Origin of the sequence: Pseudomonas sp. NPDC089741, from assembly GCF_044748825.1 — a bacterium.
Classification (GTDB): domain Bacteria; phylum Pseudomonadota; class Gammaproteobacteria; order Pseudomonadales; family Pseudomonadaceae; genus Aquipseudomonas; species Aquipseudomonas helmanticensis.
In genome coordinates this window covers 388660-407594 of the sequence record NZ_JBIVGT010000001.1, presented here as the reverse complement: position 1 = coordinate 407594, position 18935 = coordinate 388660, and the positions used below count along the sequence as shown (strand labels likewise).

The following is an 18935-nucleotide window of genomic DNA, read 5'->3' as shown; positions in this document are numbered from 1 at the left end:
GTTCATTCCTTTGTATTCTTGGAATTGGTTCTGTTCGAGCGCTTTATCGCGGCGCGCGCCGTTGCGCTGCATCGCGCAATTGCGCGCTGAAACCCTTGGCTCGCGGTTTTTCCTGTTGTTTTTCAACATGGGCCGGACTGTGCGTCAGGTCTACCGGGTTCAACGTGAACAGCGACGGATCGCTCAACAAGCCATCGGCGCTCAAACCGGTACGGCCCTGACGCCCCTGAATCCACAACTGATCCAGTTCACTTTCCAGACGGCTGCTGCGCACGGCTTGTGAGACGAATTGCCCTGGCACCAGACCCAGACCATTGCCCACCGATTCACTGGTGAACTCACCGACGGCTGCCAGGCGCAGATTGCTGCCATCGACGCCCCACGCCGACAGCTCGGAGATTTCGGCCGCACGCTCAACCACCGGCGTCACGAAAATCGCTGGTTGCGGATCGGGGATGAGGAAGTTGCGATTGAGGGTGTTCGGGTCACGCTCGAAATTGTCGCCGCCCGGCGCCGGAATAAACGGTGTGGCGATGTCGAGAGTGATCGCCAGTTCGGCCTGATCGCTGGCACCGTTACGGTCATTGATGGTGTAGGTGAACACGTCGCGCAGAATCTGGCCGAGACCGGCGGCGGCAAGGACTGCCGGGTTGTTCTGGTCGATGGTGTAGGTGTAGCTGCCGTCGGCGTTCAGCAGCAAAGTACCGTACAGGCCAATGATGGGCTGACCGATGACCCCGGCCGTTCCGGAATCAGCCTCAGCTCCGGTGCGAATGCCGACCACCACCAGACTGTCGTTATGATCGACATCGCCATCGTTGGGCAGCACGTTGCCGGTGGTTTGTGGCGCCGGCGCCTGATCGCTGGCAAAGCCGCTGTCGTTCTGCGCGACCGGGGCGTCGTTGGCGCCCTGAATCACCACGGTCAGGCGCGCATCCGCAGTCGCGCCGGCAGTATCGACCATGCGGTAGGTAAAGGTTTCGCTAAGGGTTTCACCGGCAGTGCGCAAGGCCTGCACCACGGGATTGTTGTTGTCGATGACGTAGGTGTAGCTGCCATCGGCGTTCAGCGTCAGTTGCCCATAGAGCCCGATCAGCACTTGCCCGGCGCCGGTCGACTGGCCGGCCTGATTGCTCACGCTTTGCACCTGTTTGCTTTCGCCATTGGCCACGCTGTCGACGTCAGTGTCGTTGTCCAGCACATTGCCAGTGGCGTTGCTGCCGGGCGTGCCGTTGTTGACGCCACCGGCCTCGACTGCCGTGGCGCTGTCATCGACGGCAACCGGCGTATCGTTGCGGCCATCGACGGTGATGCGCAGCTCGGCAGTGCTGGTGTCGCCCCAGCGGTCGACGATGGTGTAGCTGAACACTTCGTTGAGGGTCTGACCGCTCTGGCGCAAGGCTTGAACGGCGGCCAGATTGTTGTCGACGGTGTAGCTGTAGCTGCCGTCGGCGTTGATCAGCAGGTCACCATACAACCCGCGCAGTGGAGTGCCGACGCTGCCCACCGTGCCGATGTCAGTGACGGTGCCGGTGTGAATGCCGATCACCGACAGCGGATCACTTTCGGCATCGGTGTCGTTGCTCAGGACATTGCCGCCGGGGTTGATGCCGGGTTGATTGTTGTTGCTGCCGCCAGCCTCAACCGCTGTCGCGGTATCGGTATTGGCCACCGGTGCCGAGTTGCGGCCGCGAATGATGATGTGGATTTCCGCCAGATCGTTCTGTCCGCCACGGTCAGTGACCTGATAGGTGAAGCGCTCGTTGAGAAATTGCAGCGGCCCGAGGGCCAGTACGGTCGGATTACTGGAGTCGAGGTTGTAGGTGAAGCTGCCGTCGGCGCCGATGATCAATTGCCCATAGAGGCCGTTGATCAGCGTGCCATTGCTGTTGTCGGTGCCTGCGGTGACCCCGGTCAGGCTGCCGCCGGCGTCTTCAGTGCCGAAACGGATGCCGGTGACGGTTTTGCTGTCACCCTGGTCGACGTCAGTGTCATTGGTCAGCACGTTGCCGCTCGGGTTGACGCCGTTGCCGTTGCCGTTATCGGCCACGGCGAGCGCGGTGTCATTGGCGGCGACCGGCGTATCCCAGGCGCCGTCAATGCGGATGCTCAGTTGTGCGGTGTCGATGGCCCCGGCGATATCGCGCAGGCGGTAGGTGAAGGTTTCCACCAGCGAATCGCCGACTTTCAGCGCCTGCACGGCGGCGAGGCTGTTGTTGATCACATAACTGTAAGTGCCATCGGTGTTGAGGGTCAGCGTGCCGTACAAACCGTTGAAGGTTTGCGCGCCGACAACGTTGGTGAAGGCGCCGCCGGCCGCTTCGCTGCCCGTGCGAATCCCGGTCACCAGTTTCGCGTCGTTGGCGTCGACGTCGTTGTCATTGGTCAGCACATTGCTGCTCGGATTGACCCCCGGCGTACCGTTGAACGTGCCGCCAGCCTCGACGGCCACGGCACTGTCATCACTCGCCAGCGGATTGTCGTTGGCCCCGCGAATGGTCAGGGTCAGCGTTGCGGTACTGGTAGCGCCGGCCAGGTCGCGGATCTGATAAGTGAAGGTTTCCGTCAGGGTGTCGGCATTGGTGCGCAAGGCCTGGACCTGCGGGTTGAGGTTATCGACCAGATAGCTGTAGCTGCCATCGGCGTTCAGGGTCAACCGACCGTAAGTGCCATTGAAGGCGCTGCCGATCAGGCCGACCGAAGAGCCTTGATTGACGCCGATCACACTCAGCACTTCACCGTTGCCATCGACATCGCTGTCATTGCTCAGCACATTGCCGCTCGGATTGCTGCCCGGCGTGGCGTTGTTCAGGCCACCGGCCTCGACAGCGGTGTTGCTGTCGTTCTGCGCGATTGGCGTGTCGTTGCGCCCCTGAATACTGATGTTCAGCGTCGCGCGATCAGTGGCGCCGGCCGCGTCGATGACCTCGTAGCTGAACGCATCGAGTAGCGTGTTACCGGCGCGCAAGGCCTGCACCGCCGCCATGCTGTTGTCGAGGCGATAGCTGTAGCTGCCGTCGGCGTTCAGGGTCAGCCAGCCATAAGTGCCGCGCAGTTCCGTGCCCAATGTGCCGGCCGTGCCAGTGCCTGCCTCTGGGCCGGTGCGCACCGAGGACACAGCGCGGGTTTCGCCATAGTCGTGATTGGGCAGATCGCCGGGGACTTCGCCGCCATCGACATCAGTGTCGTTATCCAGCACGTTGCCGCTCGGGTCTTGTCCGGGCTGGCTGTTGTTGAGGCCACCGGCCTCGATGGCCACACCGGCATCATCATTGGCAATCGGGTTGTCGTTCTGCCCGCGAATCAACACGATGATTTCCGCCGTGTCGGTTTGCGGGGTCGCGCCAACGCCATCGCTGACGGTGTAGGTGAAACGTTCCGAGAGCAGATCGGCGCTACGGCGCAGGGCCTGGACGTCGGGGTTGCTGTTGTCGACTTCGTAGACGTAGCTGCCATCGGGGAAAATCGTCAGCGTGCCGTACAGCCCGGCAATCACCGTACCGCCGAGATTGACCGCGATGGGCGTGCCTGGATCCGCGCTCGCGCCGGACTTGATCAGCGTCACCGTCAGTGGGTCGCCATCGGGATCGGTGTCGTTGACCGTGACATCGCCCGAAGGGTTGACGCCCGGCGTCAGGTTGTTGATCCCGCCCGCTTCGGTAGCGACGGCGATGACGTTTTGCGCCACGGGTGGATCGTTGACGCCGTGGACGGTAATCACCAGTTGCGCGGTGTCGGTGAGGCCAGTGGTGTCGGTCACGCGGTAGGTGAAGAACTCGGTCAATGTCTGCCCTGGCGCCAAGGCCTGGACCGCCGCATTGGTACTGTCGACGTCATAGAAGAACGAGCCATCGGCGCCGATGCGCAAGGTGCCGTAAAGGCCTGCAACCAAGGTTCCATTGGCTGAGGTGGTGCCGGTGGCGACGCCGCTGAGCACGTCGACGGCCGGGTTGTAGGTGGCTTCGCTTTTGTTGATCACGCCGTTGACCAGCAACTGACTGCTCGGCTGATCGTTGGCATCGACGTCCTGATCGACGCCGTTGCCACCCGGTTGAGTGATCGGCCCCGGACGGCTGGGGAACTGAATCACGTTGCCACTCGGATTGCTTTCTGAAGCCGTGCCGTTGGTTGACGCGGCTTGCGCAGAGGCGGCGTCGTCGCTGGCCACCGGGTTGTCGTTGGCGCCCTGGATGACGATGCGCAATTGCGCGACATCGTCCAGCCCGCCAGCATCGGTCAGCCGATAGCTGAAGAACTCGACCAATTGTTGCCCGGCACTCAGGCGCTGAACCGTGGCGTTGCTGTTGTTGACCACGTAGCTGTAAGTGCCGTCGGGGTTGATGGTCAAGGTGCCATAGAGCCCGGCAATCGCCGTGGCGCCGCTGACGGCGGTGAAATTGCCGGAGCCAGCCTCGGCTACCGGGCGGATGCCGGTCACCGTGCGGGTTTCGCCGTTGGCCGCGCTGTCGACGTCCAGATCATTGCTCAACACGTTGCCCCTGGCGTCACTGCCCGGTGTGCCGTTGTTGACGCCGCCGGCCTCGATGGCCACGCCGTCGTCGTCGATGCCTTGCGGCGTGTCGTTGGCGCCCTGAATGGTCACGCTCAATGTAGCGGTCGAGGTTTCACCGGCGAGGTCAGCGAGCACGTAATTGAAGTCGTCGCGCAGGGTCTGGCCTAACAGGCGCAGGGCCTGCACGGCGGCGTTGTTGTTATCGACGACATATTGGTAGGAACCGTTGCTGCCAATCACCAATTGGCCGTAAAGACCATTGATTACCGTCACGCCGAGCACCGGCGTCTGAATGCCGGCACCCGGGCCGACCGACACCACGTGCAGTTGATCGGCGTTGGTGGCGATGTCGACGTCGGTGTCGTTGCTCAGCACATTGCCGCGCGGGTCGATACCGGCCGAGCCATTGTTGTTGCCACCGGCTTCAACGGCCGTGGCGCTGTCGTTGACCCCGACCGGGTTGTCATTAACGGCGGCGAGGATGATTTGCAGGGTGTCGGTGTCGGTCAGCGCATCGGCTGCGGTGCCGGGAATCCCATCGCCGTCGGCATCGCCGTCGGCATCGCCGTAGTTGCCCCGGTCATTGCTGAGCACGGTGAGGGTGTCGGTGCCGTTGAAGTTGGCATTGCCCAGATATTGCAGGCTGGCCAGCGCGGTGTTGATGTCGGCGAGGTTGCCGGTCAGGGTCATGCTCGCGGTGTTGGCGCCGCTGACGGTGACGCCGGGCACGGTCGCGCCGAGGAACAGTGTGCCGTGGGTGACCGTGAGAATTACGCTGATCGCCCGGTCGTTGACGTTCGGATCGCGGTCGGCATCGATATCGGTAACGCTGATTCCGCCGATATTCAGCACCACGTCTTCGAGGCCGTTTTGCGTGCCGGGGAGGGTGTTGACCGGGGCGTCGTTCTGCTCGACATAACCGGCGTTGGCGCTTTGCGTGTCGGCATCGCCCAAGGTGATGGTGATCTGGCCGAGGGTGCCGGCATCGCTGTCGACGCGCACGCGCAAATCACCCAGTGGTTGCGGATAGCTGACCAGCCCGGCCGGCACGTCGATACGGAACACCCCCAGCGGCAACACGCCGAAGCGGTACTGGCCGTTGGCATCCGTGGTGGTGGTGAATTGCAGGTTGTCGGCCGTGGTATCGAGGCGGCCGTCGGCACCGGCCCAGGTCAGGGTCACGGTTTGTCCGGCCAGACCGGCGCCATCCGGCGTAGCGCTGGCAGTCGGGGTGGCGGTGTCGTTCCACAAGGTGCCGGTGATCACGCCGAGCCCGGCGGTGTCGCGCAAGATGTACTGGTTCGGGCCGACGGCACTGCCATCGCGCTCGCCGGTGGTGGTGCCATCGACGCCGACGCTGTTACCGCCCCAACTGGTGAAGTCTTCCGGCAGGCTGCTCCAGGTCAGTGTCGCGTTGCTGCTGGCGACAATGCTCGAGTTGGGCAGGTCGACCGAGTAGCGCACCTGAATCTGCGCGCCGACATTCAGTTGATCGAAATTGACGCTCAAACCGCCGTTGGTGCTGAAACTGATGCCCGCCGGCAGATTGCCCGGGCCGTAACTCACGCCGTTGATGCTGACGCTGAGCAACGTGTAATTACTGCCGCCAGCAAAGCCGTCGCTGACGCGCGCATCGAACGCCGGCAGTCCGCCGTTCTGGGTGAAACTCAATTGCACGGTGGCGTTGCCAACGGTGCCGCTCGGGTTGGGGTTGAAGTTGATGATCTGCTTATCGAGGCCGCTGAAGCTTGGCTCGACCACGCGCTCGAACACCGTGTCACTGACCGCACGCCCCGCGCCATTGACGACTTCCTGCGCAGTCACCGCCAGTTGCGCGCCGGCGATGTTGGCGGCGATGTTGGTGACACGCACATTGAATTCGATGGAGATGCCTTCGAGGTCATCGTCGTTGCCATTGCCGTTAACCACGTTACCGAGGTTGAACGTCACTACCTGGCTGCCGTCGGGATTGGTGACGATGGTCAAACGGCTCGGGTCGAAGATGCCTTGTGGCGCCAGCCCGGACAGGTCGGAGGTAATCGGCAGGGCTTCGGGGCTGTTTTCGTTGCCGTCGATGTCCAGCGTGCCGCCGACGATCAGGTTGGCGTCGCTGGTCAGACCGCCGTTGGAGATGAAAGCAATGCGCAGGGCATTGACCAGTGCATCCGGCGAAATGAACTGCAAGCCGTTGGCCAGGGTGATCTGTATCTGATAGTTGGGGTTGTTGCCCTCGGGCACCAGCACCACCACTCGGTAGCGGATCACTTCGCCGACGGTGACTTGTTCGACGGTTGCGGTGGTCGGGTTGGGCGCCGCCGTGTCTGGCAGGCCACCGACACGGGAAATTTCGATGGCCTGAGCCACCGGAATCAGCAAGGTCGACAGGTTGCGATAATCGTTGAGCGTGCCGCCATTGAGCACGCCGTCGACGCCGGTACGCTCGCCGGCATTGCCGTCGTCGAGGCTGGTCCATTGCACGCTGGCGACGTTGGCGATGTTTGATAGTGCGGCGGCGCTGGCGTTGACGATGCCACTCAGTTGCAAAACGATGCTGCCGCCCTTGGCGATGTCGATATTGGCGCCGCTGGCGGTGCGCAACTGCCCGCCGACGATTTCGAAGGCAACCCCGCCATTGTTGGTGGCGCCGTTCTGATACAGCACGCCGACCAGCGTGACGTTGCTGAGTTGGGTCGGCAGGGTGTCGAGGAAACTGATGTCGAACGCACTGAAATCGGTGCTGCCATTGCCGTTAGTGATGGTGATATTGAAAGTCACCGTGTCGCCCTGGTCATAACCGCCGAGGCCCGAGGTGGACGTGATCACCTGATTGACCTGCAGGGTCGGTTCGCGCACGGTCACGGTCGGCTGGCCACCCGAGAGGGTGACGGTGCGATCCACGGCGACGGCGCCGTTCGGTGTGTCACTGTCCGGATCGCTGAAAATCAGTTGCGCATTGTTTTGCAGTGAGACGTTAGCCTGGTTGGCGATGACGTTGTTGGCCACCAGTTGCAGGCGAATCACGAAGGTGTTGTTGCCGGTCTGGTTGTCCGCCGACACGCTGGAAACGCTGAACGTCCAGCGCCCGTCCACGCCATCGCCGCCCAACGCGCCGCCAATCCCGGTGAAACCACTGACCAGTACGCTTCCGGCGAAATCGGCGCCGAGTGCGCCACTGCCGACGCGGGTGGTGATGATCTGGTAACCGAGGCCACCGTTGAAACTGGTGTCGAGACGCATGCCCGGTGGAATCAGGTCTTCGATGCGCAGGTTTTGCGTGGTGCCTTCGGGCAGGGTGATGACGATGTCGTAGCGCATGCTTTCGCCGATCACCAGATCGCTGCCGGTGGTGTGCGCGGCACTGGAGTCGCCGGCGTCGAGCGTGCCGTCGGCGAAGACTTTGCTGATCACCGGGGCGGCAATTTGCTGGTTAGCCAGATCGGTGAGGTCGGTCGGGGTGAAGTCGGTGCCGCCATTGACGCTGGCGTAGTTGCTCAGGGTCGCGGTGGATTGCAGGCTGCGGCTGGCCTCGATGGTGGCGCTGACGACCACGTCATAGCTGATCACCACGACGTTGGCGCCGCTGGTATCGGCCGCCGTGCCGCTGCGCCCGGCCAACAGACTGGCCTGACCGCCCGCATCAAGGAAGTTGATCTGGTTGCCGCTAACGCTGTAATCAGTCCCCAACACCAGCAAGGTGCCGTCACCGCGATAAATCTGCAGATTGGCCGCCGCCAGACTGCCGCCGACAAAACTCAAACCCGAGGGCAGCGTGATGCTGGTGCTGACGTCAAACGCGCCGCCGCCACCGCTGTTTTCGATCGCCGTGACCAGGCGCAAGCGGTCGGCACCGTCGATGTTGCTGATGTTGCCATCGACCGCAGACAAATCGGTGACGCTGCCGTTGAACGGCACGCCGGTGCTGCCCGGTGGGTTCCAGCTACCGCTGGTGCCGGTGACCGTGCCGTTCGAGCCGGAGACCACGCCATGTTTGATGTTGAGTACCGGCTCGGCGACGGAAACGATCGCGACCACGTCGGAAGAAATCAATGTGCGGTCGGTGAGGGTGGTCTGCTGGCTCGATTGCGCGAGCACGTCCAGCGAGCGCTGATCGGCAAACGGCTGATCGCCGACTTTGACGGTGAAGCGAATGACGATGCGACTGCCGGTGGTGGTATTGGTGGCAAAACTGCCGAAGTCGAATACCACCGAGTTGCCGTTGGCGCTGATCACACTGACCACACCGCCGGCGTTGGTATTGCCCGGGCCAAGTTCCCACTGGCCGATGTCACTGCCCGAACCCCAGGTAATCCCGGTGACATTGAACAGCGGCAACGGCAGATAAGCCGTCAGTTTGAATTGCTCGTAGTCGCCGGTGACCAGGTCGTAACTCAGTTCGAAGGTCACTTCATCGCCGGGGCGCAGTTCGCCGTTACCCGGTGGCGCGCCGTTATTGACCTCGACCAGACTGATATCGACGTTGCTGGTGGGGATCACACTGGTGGTTGCGGAACCGTCGGTTTCGCTCTCGCCGGTGAGGTTGAACTGATCGACCAGCAGCGTTCCGTCTACCGTCGCGGTGTTGCCCAGTTCGTCGCCTTCGTTGATGTCCGGTTGCGGATTGCCCGAAGGTGGTTTGTAGGTCTGGCCGACGATGGCTGAGTAACTGAGGACCGCGACCACCGCGCCTTGCAAGGTGTCGTCAAAGGCCAGATCGCCGTTGAGCCAGCCACGAATATTGCCGAACGCGTTACGCAGCGACTGCGCAATGTCGAACACCATTGAAGTCGTGCCGTCGGCATTGTTGACCACGCTGGTGACCAGAGTGATGGTCTGCACGACGCCGTTGATGGTCACGGTGAGCGTCGGTGTGCCGCTCAATGTCTGGCCGTCGCTGAGCTGATCGCGAATCACCAGCTGGCCTTCGTTGAAGAAATCCTTACCGAAGGCAAAGTAATCGGAAATCGCCAGATTGAGGGTGTACTGCAACGTGTCGCCGGGGCTGATACCGGTGTGGCCGATGTCGTTCTGCATCGTCGCGGTTTTCAGCAGGGTGATCGATTTGGCGATGAACTGAGTGCCTTGTCCGGTACCGCTGAAATCGATGGTGGTATTGGGTGCGGTGAGGTCGCGCGGATCGAGCGGCACCCATTGCCCGGAAGCAGTTGGCGCGCCGAGGCTGACCGTCACCGCGTCGCCGGTCAATGGGTTGATCACCGGCTGACCGTTGGCGTCTGCCTCCGGCACGTAGAAGGCGACCACGGTATCGGTCTTGCCGGTAAGACTGTCGTAGGTGACGGTGAACGAATTGATGTAGACGTCGTTGGCCGCAATCAATACGGCGATTTGTGCGGCATTGGTGACCACGGTGCCGTCGTGCAGGGTGATCGAGGTTACCCGGCCGCCGGGGCCGGGAGTGATTGCGTTGACCTGGATGTTGTCGGGCAGCGGCTGGGTGATGACCACGTTGGTCAGCGTCTGCCCGGGTGCCGGTGTCGCCGACAAGGTCAGCGTGCGTACATAGTTGGGGCCGGTAGCGGTTTCTCCCTCGGGGGTATTGATGGTTTCGCTGACCGTAATCACTGTCGGGTGCACGACAAACGCTGCGGTGCCGGCCTGAATCAGGCTTGGGTCGTTGGTCGGGTTGTCCAGCGCATCATTGCCGAACTCGAAGCCGCCACTGGCGCGAATGGTCAGGTCAGGCGTGCCATTGGAGAACGCCGTATCGGCCCGGTTGCTCAGGCTGGCGGTGATCTGCACGCCAATCACCGGTTGCTGATTGGTGACGCTGGCGAAGGGCAACTCGATGACCACCAGTTTGTCGCCAGCGCGCATGCCGTAGGTGGCGGCGTTGATGATCAGGAAGTTGCCGTTGGCGTCTTTCGCCAGCGGGTGCGTAGCGTTGCCGTTGGCATCGAACGTCACCACGTGGCTGATCAGGTTTTGCCCCAGGTAGGTGGCGGAAATGAAATTGACGCCGTCATTGCCATCCTTGCCGGTCGCCGGCATCGCCAGGTTGATGAACGGCGCGTAACCGACCTGCGTCGAGGTATTGCTGAAATTCACGGTAAAGGTGAAACGGTCGCCCAGCAGTACGTCGCTGCCAGCGCTGGAAACACTGGCGGTAGGCGCGGCATCGGCCAATAGACCGTCGAAGTGCTCCATTGCCAGGCTGCTGATGGCGAGGGCTTTGTCGATGTTGCCGACCCTGGTTTCCAGCGTCCAGTCGCCGCCGGCCTTGCTGCTGCCGGTGTCATTACTCGAAGCGCCGACATCGGCGCCGGTCCAGCGCGCGAGTTCGCTGACCAGGGTTTGCCCGGCCGCACCGGCACCGACATCGCAGCCATACAGCTGGATATCTGCGCCTTGGGTGAGATTGTTGCGCCATTGTTCGAGGGTTTTGCCCAGCGAGTCGATGTTGTCCGAGCTGACCGTGCGATTGCCCAGGGTGAATTGCCCGGCGGCGCCGTGGGACATGATCTGAATCGAATCGACCTTGCCCAGTTGCGCGAGCGCCGCAGAGATCGCCGCGAGGCCATCTTCGCCGACATTCACCACAATCGCAGTGACATTGCCCGGCAACTGCGCGACGAGTTGATCGCGGTTTTCGATGCGACTGTCGATCACCAGCAGGCTGCGCGCGGCCGACGGTGCCTGCTCGGTGGCGGCGCGGCCTTCGGTTGGTGTCGCGTGAGGGACTTGTGCCTCGACCGCAGCAGGCGGCGCGGCGGGGTCACTGTGATGCTGCTCGACAGTCGCCGAAGCGGCGGCGCCGTCGAACAGAATTCTGGGTTCCAGTGCCAGTGACTGACGCTGCGGGCGCAAATGTGCCGCAGAAAAACCACCTCGTGAACCTTGCATGATCGGCCCTCGTACTGCGCGCAGAATCCTTCCGGTGAGTGCCGACGCCAGGCGACGGACAAATTCAGCGTAGGCCGTTTCTTACGGTTTGCCACCGAATGGGCCGCAGTTTCAGATGCTTGGAGACGCGCGGCGCAGCAGCCTTTGGCTATCACTGTGACGGGGGATTTGTACGAATTGGCGCACAGCAACACTGGCGTCTAGGCTGGTCAGTCAGTCGCCCGTCCGGGCGCAACGCCCACGCAGGGACAGGAGCGCAACCGATGAAAGCCCCAGTCAGTGTTTTCTGCCTGATGTTCACGTTGGTTCTCGCGCCGGGAGCCTACGCCGAAGACCCACCCGCAGCGGCTGCGCAGCCCACGACCAGCGCGGCGGACGACACGCCGCTGGTCAATCCGCAAGTGATCGACAAACTCATCGATATGGGCAATTACCTGCGCAGCCTGGCGAAATTCCAGGTCGATGCCGAAGTGTCGCGCGACACGGTTCTGGAGTCTGGTCAGAAGATCAAGACCGAGTCGTTCAATACGTTGAAAGTGGTTGGCCACGATCGCCTGTATGCGAAAAGTGAAGGCGATGTGCGCACCCGCGAATTTTTCTACAACGGCAAGAAGCTCACTCAGTACTCGCCATACCTGAAGTACTACACCACCGTCGATGCGCCGGCCAATGTCGCGGAAACCCTGCATATGGTCGAGAACTTCTACGGTGTGCAAGTGCCGATGGAGGATCTGTTTCTGTTTGGCAGCGATCAGGCGCAGATCGATGCCTTGAAGGCTGCGCTCTATGTCGGCCCGTCGATCATCAAGGGCAAGCTTTGCGACCATCTGGCGTTCCGTCAGGACGGCATCGACTGGCAGTTGTGGCTGACCCGTTCGGACAAGCCCTTGCCGTGCAAACTGGTGATCACCACCACCGACGAAAAGAGTTTTCCCGAGTACAGCGCGGTGTATCAGTGGAACCTCAAGCCAACCATCCCGGACACGCTCTTCACCTTCAAACCGGCCAAGGGCGATGTCGCGATTGCGTTGAAAAAAGCCAGTGATCAGGGAGGGCAGTGACATGAACAAGTCGATGTCGTGGAGTCTGCTGTTATCGCTGGCCACCGCCACCTTCCTGACTGCCGGGCTGATCGCCGAAGCCGACGCCAGGCCGCAGCGCGCGCAAGGCCATGCCCGCGCCAACGTCAACCGCGCACCCGCGCCCAACGCGCAGCGGGCACAACGCATCAATGCGCCGCAACGAACCAATCACGTCAACGCCGGAAACCGTGCCAATGCGGGAAATCGGGTAAACGCCGGCAATCAGGTCAATTCCGGCAACCGCGTAAATGCCGGCAACAATGTCGGTAACCGCACCTACGTCAACAACAGCAATCGCAACGTCAACCGCAACGTCAATATCGATAACCATCGCGACGTCGACATCGATGTCGACGGGCATGGTCGCTATGGTTACGACGATCACTATCACCCGATAGCGACTGCGGCGGCGGTGACGGCAACGGTGGCGGTTACCGCCGCTGTCGTCGGTTCGATCATGACCCCGGCGCAAATGCCCAGCAGCTGTGTGCAGGTAATCCGCTACAACGTCGCCTACATGCAATGCGGCTCGACCTGGTACCAGCCGCAATATCAGGGCAGCGATGTGACGTATGTGGTGGTCAACGCGCCTTGATCAGGCTTTCGGCACCCAGGGTTGCATCAGCGCGAGCATGCCACGGCCGCCGCGTCGCAACCCGGTGGCCAGGGTCAGCCACGACAGTTCGGTGACGATGACATGGGTGGCCGGCACCAGCCGCACTTCACCGGCGGTGCCGCCCGCCGGCCCACCGTCCGGCATGAAAATCGTCAGCCAGTCATCCACGCTTTCGACGATCAGGCAGAGGCGAAAGCCTTCGCCCTCGGCGATCATGCCGACCTTCGAACCATCCTCGTTTTCCAACCCGGCAAAACGCGCGGTGGTGTCCTTGAACAGCTGGTAGCCCGGCAGATTGCTCAGCAGCTTGTTTTCGGTGGCTTCCAGCGCCCGTGCCGCCGCCGAGGTGCGCGCGAGCAATCCGGCGAGAAAACACAGGACGATCAGGCCCAGCAAGGTGGCAACCGTCACCAGTGTGACGCCAGCGACATCGAAGCCCTTGAACATTGGCAAGAGCTTCTCGACTGGCCCGCGCAGCAGGTGGATGGCTTTTTCGATCAGCACCACAATCAGCATCAGCGGCAGGATGAATAACAGCCCGCCGATGACGGTGGTCTTGATGAACTTGAACATGACGGCTCCTTGAGTGACGGGCGATCCGCACTCAAGGCTAGCTGAAAAAAAAGTCGAGCCGCACGACTGGCTGCCGATGGCCGCTGTACAGAGGCCACCGGTAACGGGCTTCAGTTGATCCGCGGATGCTGCTGCACCAACTCCTTGCGCTTGGCTTCGAGCGCGGCGATCTCGGCGTCGATGTCTTCGATTTTCTGTTCGATGTTGTCGTGGTGCTCTTGCAGCAGTTCCTTGGCTTCTTCCAGATCGGAAGCTGCCGGGGCGGCGCCACGCAGCGGTTTGTTGGCGGTTTCCTTCATGGTCACGCCGGTGACCAGGCCGACCACGGCGATGACCATCAGGTAATACGCCGGCATGTACAGATCGTTGGTGCTTTCGACCAGCCAGGCGACGATGGTCGGGGTCAGGCCGGCGATCAATACTGAAACGTTGAAGGCCGCTGCCAGCGCGCTGTAGCGGATGTGCGTGGGGAACATTGCCGGCAGGGTCGACGCCATGACGCCGATGAAGAAGTTCAGCAACACCGCCAGCATCAGCAGACCGGCGAAGATCAAGCCGATCTTGCCACTGTTAATCAGCATGAACGCCGGAATCGCCAGAATGAACAAGCCGATGCTGCCGACTACGATGAAAGGCTTGCGGCCGATCTTGTCGCTGATGAAACCGATCGCTGGCTGCACGAACAGCATGCCGACCATGATCGCGATGATGATCAGCACGCCACGGTTTTCACTGTAATGCAGGTTGTGCGACAGGTAACTCGGCATGTACGTCAGCAGCATGTAGTAGGTGACGTTGGTCACCGCCACCACGCCGATGCAGGTCATCAGGCTGCGCCAGTGTTTGGTCGCGACCTCCTTGAACGACACTTTCGGGCCACGCGCGAGGCCTTCGCGGTCACCTTCCTCGAGCTTTTCAACGTGCTGCTGGAAGGCCGGGGTTTCTTCGAGGGCGTGACGCAGGTAGAGGCCGATCATGCCAAGGGGCAGGGCGAGGAAGAACGGCAGGCGCCAGCCCCATTCTTCGAACTTGGCTTCGCCCAGCGTCGTCGAGATCAGCACCACGACCCCGGCACCGAGGACGAAGCCGGCGATCGAGCCGAAGTCCAGCCAACTGCCGAGGAAACCACGTTTGCGATCCGGCGCATATTCGGCGACGAAGATCGACGCACCGGTGTACTCACCGCCCACCGAGAAACCCTGGGCCATTTTTGCCAGCAACAACAGGATCGGCGCCCAGATGCCAATCGAGGCATAAGACGGAATCAGGCCGATGGCGAAGGTGCTCAGCGACATGATGACGATGGTTGCGGCGAGGACTTTCTGCCGTCCGTACTTGTCGCCAAGGGCGCCGAAGAACAAGCCGCCCAAAGGCCGGATCAGGAAGGGCACCGAGAACGTCGCGAGCGCGGCGATCATCTGGGTGCCGGGATCGGCGCCGGGGAAAAATACTTTGCCGAGCACATAGGCGACAAAGCCGTAAACACCAAAGTCGAACCATTCCATGGCGTTGCCCAGAGCGGCGGCGGTGATCGCCTTGCGCATCTTGGCATCGTCGACAATGGTGATGTCGTTCAGGCCGATTGGCTTGACGGTTTTCTTGCGTGATTTCATCCGGGTCTTCTCTTTGCTGATCCATCTTGCCGCGTAGATGCCATCGATTTGATGGCGCGTGCTCTTTGGCTCAGATACATGAGGACACGAAATAATTCACTACCCAGCGCATTTTTCCCCAAACATCCCAAAATCTCCCCGTAGGAGCTGCCGCAGGCTGCGATCTTTTGATCTTGGGACGCGGAGCGTCCCGGGCTGCATTCCCACGCAGAGCGTGGGAACGATCAAGCGTGGGAACGATCAACGCAGAGCGTGGGAGCGATCAACGTCGTCTGTGCGCGGGCTTTACTGCGCCAACCACTCCAACGCAATCCCGACTCTGGACGTCTGCCGGCGATCCGTCGGCTGAACCGCAGTCTGGCCATCCATCTGCCGACGATAACCATTCGGGCTGACCCCCAGATGCTTTTGAAACGCCCGACGCATGCGCTCTTCGCGGCCAAAACCCACGGTTTCGGCAATGCGCTTGATCGGCTCATGGGTGCTTTTCAGCAATCGACCCGCCGCCTCCAGCCGCACGTGCTCGACCGCTTGCGCGGGTGTCTGCCCAGTGGCTGCAACATACGCACGGGCGAAGTGGCGCGGGCTCATGCCGAATTGCTCGGCCAGCCGTTCGACGCGCAAATCACCCTTCAGATTAGCGGCAATCCATGCATGCAGACGGGCCAGACGTACGTCCGGGTCGGTGCGCAAGGCGTTGGATTGCGCGTTGAGTGAAGCGCTGAGTTGCGGATGTTCTGCGCCACGCCAAAGGAACACGGTGAAATACCGCGCCAATGTCAGCGCTGCTTGCGCGCCGAGGTCCTGTTCCACCAAGCCAAGAGCGAGGTCGATGCCTGCGGTGGCGCCGCCGCACGTCCACAGATTGCCGTCGTTCAGGTACAACGCATCAGTCTGACAGCGCACCGCCGGGTAGCGCGCCTGTAGTTCAGCGGCGAATTTCCAGTGCGTCACCACTTGCCGACCATCGAGCAACCCGGCGGCGGCCAGGGCGAACGTGCCGGTGCCGATCGAGCACAGCCGGCGGATCTGCGCCGAGCGAACGCGCAGCCAGTCACAGGCCTGTTGATCGGCCTCCAGCGCGGCCATGCCCGGGCCGCCCGCAACGATCAGGGTGTCGATCACCGGGGCGAGCTGGTCGATCTGCTCAAGCGAGCACGTCGACACCGTAATCCCCGAGATCGACATGACCGCGCCACCCTGCGGCGATGCCATCAGCAACCGATAGGGCGGCTGACTGCTGAAGTGGCCGCCCAACACGCGCGGTATCGCCGCGAAGACTTCCAGCGGCCCGGCCGCATTAAGTAACAACAGGTCATCGAAGGCCAACACCACGACGGTGCGCAACGGTTGCGGCGGGATGTCCGCCATGGCAGCAAAGGAGGGGTGTTTGGCATGGAGCGGCACGGCGGGCCTCGACATACTGAATTCACTGCAAAAAACGAGGGCACGACAATGCCGGTAAAACCTCTAGCTGCCAAGTATTCGCTGACCCGCCATGTCGCCCTGTGCCTGAACGCGCTGGTGTGCTGCGCGACGTTGCTGCTGAGCGCGCAGGCTTCTGCCGCTGAGACCACGCTGAAGGTCGGCGACCAGAGCGGTTTGACTCAGGCGTTGTTGCACGCCGCCGGTGAGGACAAGGACATTGCCTATACGCTGTCATGGCATCCGTTTCTGGCCGGAACGACGCTGCTTGAAGCGTTGAGCGCCGGGGCGATCGATGTCGGTGTCGTCGGTAATGCGCCACCGGTATTCGCTCAGGCCGGCGGCTTCGATGTGCGCATTGTCGGCGTGGCCAGCGGCGCGCAGAACAACAATGCATTGCTGGTGCCCGAAGGCTCGACCGCCAAACAAGTCGCCGATTTGAAAGGTCAGCGCATTGCCGTGGCCAAGGGCAGCAGCGGCCACTATTTGTTGTTGGCTGCGTTACGTGAAGCCGGCCTCACGCCCCGGGATGTCAACATCGCCTACGTCAGCCCGGTGGACGCACAAAATGCGTTCGCCAGTGGCAAGCTCGACGGCTGGGCGGTGTGGTATCCGTTTGTGGGGCAAGCCACGGCGCGTGGCGCGCGGGTACTGGTCGACGGCAGTGGCTGGCCGGAAACCGGGCTGAACTTCACCGTCGCCAGCCTGCAAACACTGGAAGATCCGCAACGGGCAGGGCCGTTGGGCGATCTGCTGGCAAGACTCGCCCGCGCTCAGGCTTGGGCCACCGCATACCCGCAAGCGTGGGCCGAGGTTTTTGCGCAAACCACCCGCCTGCCAGTTTCGCTGGTGCAAGAAATGCTGGCGAAGCAGGATCTTCGCTATGTGCCGATCGAATCCTCGGTCATCGCCTCGCAGCAGCATCTGGCCGACCTGTTTGCCACTGAACACCTGATTCCGCGACCGCTACAGGTCGAGCAAATCTTCGACGACCGCTTCAACAAGCTGCTGCCGAACAACCCATAACCCACTGAGTTCACCTTGCCGCGTTGCAGGCGGCGGGGATTTTCACGCCTGGAGAAAAGTCATGCCTAATCTCGAAACCACCACCCTCAAGCGGCGCAAAACCGGCCTGATCGCTGTCGATCATGCCCGCAGTGCCGGCGGTTACACGCTGTTCGCCCCGCAAACGGCGGACGGCAATGTGTTCCTGATCGACCTCGACGGCGAAGTCGCGCACCGCTGGAAACTGCCGCAACGTCCCGGTCGTGACGCGGTGATTCTGGCCAACGGCAACCTAGGCTACAACGGCAACCATCCCGATTCGCCGGACCTGTTCCCGGGCTGGTCGGTGTGGCACGGCGGTGCTTTCAGCGAAGTTACCCCCGAGGGCGAAGTGGTCTGGCAGCACACCGATCTGCTCCATCACCACGACGCGCAGTGGCTGGATAACGGACATCTGCTCTACACCACGGCCGAGCCATTGAGCCCTGAGTTGGCCAAACGCGTGGTCGGCGGGATTCCCGGCAGCGAGGCGCCAGGCGGGGTTATTTATGCCGACGTGGTCAAAGAGGTCGATCGCCAGGGCAATGTGGTCTGGCAGTGGCGCAGCTGGGAGCACCTGCGACCTGAAGACTATCCGCTGCACTCGGCCTTCGAACGGCATCACTGGCCAATGACCAATGCGGTCACGCCGGGCCGCGACGGGAAGGTGATCCTCAGCCTGCGCAGCGTGTCTTCGGTGATTGCCGTGCAACGTGGCAGCGGTGAAGTGTTGTGGCGTCTGGGCCACGATCTGGTGGCCCAGCAACATTGCCCAAGCGAACTGGAAAACGGCAACGTGCTGGTCTTCGACAACGGCATCTTCCGTCCGCACGTGAGCATGCCGCACTCGCGCATCGTCGAAATCAACCCGCACACGCAACGCATCGAATGGCAATACGCCGACACCCCTGGCTATGCGTTTTTCACCCCGTTCATGGGCGGTGCACAGCGTTTGCACAACGGCAACACGCTGATCACCGAAGCCAATTTCGGTCGACTGTTCGAAGTGACGCCTGCCGGCGAAGTGGTGTGGGAATACGTCAATCCGCACTTCGCGACCTATCCCGATGCCGCCTCCCGACGTTATCTGCCGGGCGAGAACAACGCGATCTTCCGTGCCCACCGTTATCAGCGCGCAGACCTTGCATGGCTGCGTGACTGACGACGCCGCAAACGCTGGGCATGACCGTGCGCTACGATTTTTGAGCGGG

At 62.0% G+C, this 18935-nt stretch carries 8 protein-coding genes; 4 read left to right on the top strand and 4 right to left on the bottom strand.

Annotation, left to right across the window (positions count from 1 at the left end; genetic code table 11):
- Positions 1-43: 43 nt before the first annotated feature.
- Positions 44-11371, bottom strand: coding sequence for a VCBS domain-containing protein (locus tag ACIPZE_RS01810; protein ID WP_400770845.1), 11328 nt, complete (start codon positions 11369-11371; stop codon positions 44-46).
- 263 nt (positions 11372-11634) lie between these two features.
- On the opposite strand from ACIPZE_RS01810, the gene ACIPZE_RS01805 reads away from it, so the two are divergent.
- On the top strand, positions 11635-12432 hold the full coding sequence (locus tag ACIPZE_RS01805) for a DUF2092 domain-containing protein (RefSeq protein WP_400770842.1): 798 nt from the start codon (positions 11635-11637) through the stop codon (positions 12430-12432).
- Between the two features lies 1 nt (position 12433).
- Entirely contained in the window at positions 12434-13048 is a 615-nt protein-coding gene (locus ACIPZE_RS01800; protein ID WP_400770839.1) for a hypothetical protein, read from the top strand.
- Here ACIPZE_RS01800 and ACIPZE_RS01795 read toward each other — a convergent pair whose 3' ends face one another.
- The 3 genes from ACIPZE_RS01795 to ACIPZE_RS01785 form a co-directional block, all read right to left on the bottom strand.
- Complete coding sequence (locus ACIPZE_RS01795; RefSeq protein WP_400770836.1) at positions 13049-13642, bottom strand: hypothetical protein; 594 nt, start codon at positions 13640-13642, stop codon at positions 13049-13051. It abuts the gene before it with no gap.
- 110 nt (positions 13643-13752) lie between these two features.
- Positions 13753-15255 carry a glycine betaine/L-proline transporter ProP gene (gene proP / locus ACIPZE_RS01790; RefSeq protein ID WP_129393840.1) on the bottom strand — a complete coding sequence of 501 codons (1503 nt, stop codon included), beginning with the start codon at positions 15253-15255 and terminating at the stop codon, positions 13753-13755.
- Between the two features lie 285 nt (positions 15256-15540).
- Entirely contained in the window at positions 15541-16677 is a 1137-nt protein-coding gene (locus tag ACIPZE_RS01785) for a GlxA family transcriptional regulator (protein WP_400770833.1), read from the bottom strand.
- A gap of 33 nt (positions 16678-16710) precedes the next feature.
- Here ACIPZE_RS01785 and ACIPZE_RS01780 point away from each other — a divergent pair, with 33 nt between their 5' ends.
- Together ACIPZE_RS01780 and ACIPZE_RS01775 are read left to right on the top strand one after the other, a co-directional pair.
- Positions 16711-17706, top strand: coding sequence for an ABC transporter substrate-binding protein (locus ACIPZE_RS01780; protein WP_400770830.1), 996 nt, complete (start codon positions 16711-16713; stop codon positions 17704-17706).
- A 61-nt stretch (positions 17707-17767) separates the two neighbouring features.
- Complete coding sequence (locus ACIPZE_RS01775; RefSeq protein WP_400770827.1) at positions 17768-18886, top strand: aryl-sulfate sulfotransferase; 1119 nt, start codon at positions 17768-17770, stop codon at positions 18884-18886.
- Positions 18887-18935 lie beyond the last annotated feature (49 nt).

Coding starts and splice junctions, on each gene's coding strand:
- ACIPZE_RS01810 (WP_400770845.1), bottom strand. CDS start 11,371: ATGCAAGGTTCACGAGGTGGTTTTTCTGCGGCACATTTGCGCCCGCAG.
- ACIPZE_RS01805 (WP_400770842.1), top strand. CDS start 11,635: ATGAAAGCCCCAGTCAGTGTTTTCTGCCTGATGTTCACGTTGGTTCTC.
- ACIPZE_RS01800 (WP_400770839.1), top strand. CDS start 12,434: ATGAACAAGTCGATGTCGTGGAGTCTGCTGTTATCGCTGGCCACCGCC.
- ACIPZE_RS01795 (WP_400770836.1), bottom strand. CDS start 13,642: ATGTTCAAGTTCATCAAGACCACCGTCATCGGCGGGCTGTTATTCATC.
- proP (WP_129393840.1), bottom strand. CDS start 15,255: ATGAAATCACGCAAGAAAACCGTCAAGCCAATCGGCCTGAACGACATC.
- ACIPZE_RS01785 (WP_400770833.1), bottom strand. CDS start 16,677: ATGTCGAGGCCCGCCGTGCCGCTCCATGCCAAACACCCCTCCTTTGCT.
- ACIPZE_RS01780 (WP_400770830.1), top strand. CDS start 16,711: ATGCCGGTAAAACCTCTAGCTGCCAAGTATTCGCTGACCCGCCATGTC.
- ACIPZE_RS01775 (WP_400770827.1), top strand. CDS start 17,768: ATGCCTAATCTCGAAACCACCACCCTCAAGCGGCGCAAAACCGGCCTG.